6 protein-coding genes are annotated in these 4146 nt (G+C 70.1%); 3 read left to right on the top strand and 3 right to left on the bottom strand.

The window, feature by feature from the left end; translation table 11 throughout:
- Together AB0M20_RS30190 and AB0M20_RS30185 are read right to left on the bottom strand one after the other, a co-directional pair.
- A partial coding sequence (locus tag AB0M20_RS30190; protein WP_364303717.1) for a DUF1905 domain-containing protein occupies positions 1 to 196 on the bottom strand: 196 nt, incomplete at its 3' end.
- An 89-nt stretch (positions 197 to 285) separates the two neighbouring features.
- Complete coding sequence (locus tag AB0M20_RS30185) at positions 286 to 1641, bottom strand: RICIN domain-containing protein (RefSeq protein ID WP_364303716.1); 1356 nt, start codon at positions 1639 to 1641, stop codon at positions 286 to 288.
- Between the two features lie 286 nt (positions 1642 to 1927).
- Between AB0M20_RS30185 and AB0M20_RS30180 the strand changes: the two genes are divergently transcribed.
- Genes AB0M20_RS30180 through AB0M20_RS30170 form a run of 3 tightly spaced genes read left to right on the top strand, consistent with a single transcriptional unit; the run spans position 1928 to position 3792 of the window.
- Positions 1928 to 2632: a GntR family transcriptional regulator gene (locus AB0M20_RS30180; protein WP_364303715.1), complete on the top strand. Its 705-nt coding sequence runs from the start codon at positions 1928 to 1930 to the stop codon at positions 2630 to 2632.
- Positions 2633 to 2678: 46 nt separating this feature from the next.
- On the top strand, positions 2679 to 3203 hold the full coding sequence (locus tag AB0M20_RS30175) for a SigE family RNA polymerase sigma factor (RefSeq protein WP_364303713.1): 525 nt from the start codon (positions 2679 to 2681) through the stop codon (positions 3201 to 3203).
- Positions 3184 to 3792: a LytR C-terminal domain-containing protein gene (locus AB0M20_RS30170; RefSeq protein ID WP_364303712.1), complete on the top strand. Its 609-nt coding sequence runs from the start codon at positions 3184 to 3186 to the stop codon at positions 3790 to 3792. Before AB0M20_RS30175 ends, AB0M20_RS30170 begins: the two co-directional genes overlap by 20 nt.
- Positions 3793 to 3813: 21 nt before the next feature.
- Here the strand turns inward: AB0M20_RS30170 and AB0M20_RS30165 are convergent.
- A partial coding sequence (locus tag AB0M20_RS30165) for a hypothetical protein (protein WP_364303711.1) occupies positions 3814 to 4146 on the bottom strand: 333 nt, incomplete at its 5' end.

Here is a 4146-nt window from a genome sequence, read left to right as displayed (position 1 = left end):
GCTTGTGAGTGCCGTCGCCGAGTGCCATGAAGGCACCCTCGAACGGCACGCCGTCGACGGTGCCGGCGACCTTGACGAGGCCCCGGGTGCCGAAGATCTCGGCCGAGCCGGGCAGCTTGACGCAGGTCCAGGTGTCACCCTCGCTGATCTTGCCGAGGGTCGCGGTGAAGGTGATGTCGAGCGGTCCGGCGGCCATGACCTCACCTTACGGCTGGCGCCGGTTTCGCCACGTTCCTGGCCCGCTACGGCCGGGGCCGGGCCAGGCCGTAGCGGGAGCGGAGTCGGTCAGAGCCGGCCCCAGACCTGATTGGCGGTGGCGGCGCAGTCCCACAGTTGCAAAGCCGCTCCGTTGCTGCCGTTCCAGTCCATGATGTCCACGCACCGGCCGGACGAGACGTTCACCAGGGTCCGGACGGAGGTGTAGGTGAACCGCTGCACCGGGTTCGTGTTGCAGCCGGTCAACTGGATCGGCGTGCCGTTGGCCGACGCGCCACCGGCCGGGTCCATGCACTTGCCCATCGCGCGCAGGGTGCCGTCGGACTCGAACGACCACTTCTGCGCGGCGGTGTTGTTGCAGTCGTACATCTGCAGCCGGGCTCCGTCGACCGGGTTGGCGCCCGGGATGTCGATGCAGCGGCCGCTGAAGTTGGATTGGAGCATCGTCGCGCCGGAGGCCGGGGGCGGCGGTTCGGTGCCCGGCGGGGTGCCGGGGTCGCAGTCGTTGGTCGTGGCGACGCTGTCGGCGTGCGTGGTTCCCGCGGACCGGTAACCGTTGATCGTCGTGGCCGCCTGCGCCGGGCTCAGCACCTGCCTCTTGGCGTGGTAGACGTAGTCCACCGACTGCAGGTAGGTGCTGGTGCCACCGGTGTGCCCGGCCAGGTCGATGAACCACTGGTTGAAGTCGATCGACATGTTCTGCCGGGGGTAGTACTTGCCCGAGTGGTCACCGACCAGCGCGCCGTCGATGTAGTACTTCACGTGACCACCGGAGACGGTCGCCATCACGTCGTGCCAGCCGTTGATGCTCCGCGCCTGCTGGCTGTGCTGGTTGTCGGCGTACCAGGGATCGGCGACGTAGGTGTACCAGGTGGTCTGGTAGTTGATCGGGCCCGCCTCGCCCCAGCCGCCGTTCGGCAGGTACTCGGAGAAGTCCAGCTCGGAGTACGTGGGATCCATCGGCGCGGCCAGCGGCGAGATCGTGTAGAAGGTCTGGTTCACGTGGTCGCCGTCGGCGCCGCTCGCCGGGGCGTCGGAGAACTTGATCCGGGCCAGGTACGTTCCCTCGAAGAACCGCCGGTTGCTCTGCGAGAACTCGGCGTGCGACGTACCCGCGGCGGTGCCGTTGGTGGCCGCCCTCAGCTGCGCGACCTTCTGCCCGTCGACGGTCGGGAACGACACGTTGTCGGCCGGCCACCCCGCACCGGGCACGCCCGGGCCGCCGGCGTTGCTCCGAATTCGCCACCCGCGCTGGCTCAGCGCCGCATCGGTGCGCGACGCGTAGTTGAAGTCGTCGAACAGCACGCCGCAGCCGACGGCGGCGCTGCTGCTCGGAGCGGTGACGATCCCGATGCCGGTGAGGGCCGTGGCGGCCACGGCGAGGATCGCACCGATGGCAAGCTTGCGTTTCGGCTCAAGTCCCATGGGGGTGGGCTCCTTCGTGGGGGGTACGCCGGTCGGCCTGGTGGGGGATGGCCTGCCGCCGCAAAGTTGACCAGTGGTAAGGAAATCAACGGCCCGAGTACCGTCGGTCATTACAGTGGCCTACGTCAATACCTTCACGCCTGGATTTCCTGTGGAGCAACTTAATTCTCCGGCACGCCGCACGCGGTCGACAGCCATGCGCCGAGCCTCGAGATCCTCAGCGGCAGACCACTGGACAACTTCTGGCGGCGCGCGCGGCGTCCCGGCAGGGCATTAGGGTGGTGCTGTGCGGCGTGCTGAGGTAAGGGACAAACTGCGCGAGCTGATCGACGTGCGCGGGCCGGGCGATCCCATGCCGTCGGAACGCTCACTGTGCGCGCATCTCGGTGTCTCCCGGCCGACGGTACGAGCGGCCATCGACGAACTGGCCCGTGACGGCCTGCTCGTCCGGCAGCACGGACGAGGCACGTTCACCAATCCGCGCAAGATCTCGCAGGAGGTTCCCTCCGCATCCGGGCAGCCGGTCCCGCCGGCCGAGGGTGACTGGACGAGCGAGGTGCTGGTCTTCCGTACCGAACCGGCGGGCGCCCGGCTCGGCCGGCGACTGCAGATCTCCCCCGGCGACGACCTGCTGCACGTGATGCGCAGGCGGATCGTCGACGGGGACCCGATGGCCCTCGAGAACATCCGGCTGCCGGCCGCCCTGGTCCCCGGTATCGCCGCGACCGACTTCGTCTCCGGCTCGCTCTACCGGCTGATGCGCGACCGCTTCGGCGTGGACCCGACCGATGCGGTGCAGACCACCGAGCCGACGGTCACCGACGCCCACGAGGCCCAGCTGCTCGGCGTGCCGCTCCACTCACCGGCGCTGCTCTTCGAGCGCACCACCCGCGACAGCGTCGGGCGGATCATCGAGTTCACCCGGTCGGTCTATCGCGGCGACCGCTACCGGATCACCAGCCACCTGCGGCTCGGGCCGGAGTCGGGTTGATCGGCACGGGCGCAACCGGATCACCGGCTGCGGTGTGTTAACAGGTGTGCGAGCACAGAACACCGACACCGCCGACTTCGACGCCTTCTACACCGCGGCGGTCCGACGAGTCGTGCTGTACCTCTACGCCGCCTGCGGTGACCGGTCCGAGGCCCAGGACATCGCACAGGAGGCATTCGCACGAGCCTGGCAGCACTGGCCCAAGGTCACCCGGTACGACGACCCGGAGGCCTGGGTACGCACGGTCGCCTGGCGCCTGATGGCCAACCGGTGGCGCGGCCTGCGCCGCCGGCTCGCCGCCCACGCACGCCTGGGACCACCGCCCGCGGCAACCGCCGGCCCGTCACCGGACCGGGTCGCCGTTCTCGACGCCATGCAGCACCTGCCGAAACCACAACGGCGGGCCATCGCGCTGCACTACCTGCTCGACATGTCCGTCAATGACATCGCCGAAACCACGGGTGTCCCGCCAGGCACGGTCAAAGCCCAGCTCTCCCGGGCGCGGACCACCCTCGCCGAACTGCTCGACCACCACGATCAGGAGACCATCGATGTCCCGTACCCTTCCTGACCGGCTCCGGCAGCTGGACACCGACCTGGACGACCTGCGGGTCCTCCCGGCCGCCACGGTCCGCGCCCGCGGCCGCCGCCGGGCCCACCGCCGGCTGGTGGGCGCCGTCGCGGCGGTCGCCGCTGCCGCGGGCACGACCGGCGCCATGATGATGCTCGTACGACCTGAGCAGCCTCCCGTGGTAACGGCAGGCCCGTCGGCGCCGACATGCACGCTGGCTCTGCCGGCCGACCCGGCTCAGGTCCGCGTCCGGGTGATCGACGGCGGGGCCCCGGCCGGGCCGGCCGACGTGGTCGCGGGGCTGCGTGACCGCCGGCTCACGGTGCTGACGGGCACCCCCGGGAAGACGACCGACGCCACCGCCATGCGCTACGGCCCCGAGGCGGTCGGCGCCGCGAACCTGCTGCGGGCCTACCTGCGCGGCGAGGTCACCATGTCGTTCGACGCCCGCCGCGCCGGCGAAACGATCGACCTGACGATCGGGCCGGACTTCACCCGCCTCGCCTCCCCCACCGAGGTCAATCAGGCGCTGGTCGCCGCAGGACAGCCGACCGCCCCACCGGGATGCGCCCCATCCCCCGGTAAGTGACGAGGCACCCTTCAGTGACAGTCAGCTGAAGGGGTTGCGGTCGAACCGAACGGGACGAGTCAGATAGCCGGCCTCTTCGTAGCCGAGCTCGGGCAGGCCGCCGCTGAAGACCGCGTATAGGAACGGGACGAGAGTGATCCGGAAGGCGACCCAGGCGCCGCCGTCCTCATCCCTGTAGACGACGGTCCACCGATCCGGATCCGGACCGTCGGCATGCCAGTACAGGATGCCGCCGTCCTCGTCGATGGCGCACGGCAGGAGGCCACCGGCACGCTGACCCAGCGGGTACGGCGGCGAGGTGAGCAACGGTTCGTACCGTGCGGCTTCGCGAGCGGCGATCCACTGATCGCCGAG

This window comes from Actinoplanes sp. NPDC051633, from assembly GCF_040681735.1.
GTDB lineage: Bacteria > Actinomycetota > Actinomycetes > Mycobacteriales > Micromonosporaceae > Actinoplanes.
The sequence above is the reverse complement of the archived record's forward strand: the minus strand, read 5'-3'. Positions and strand labels throughout refer to the sequence as shown.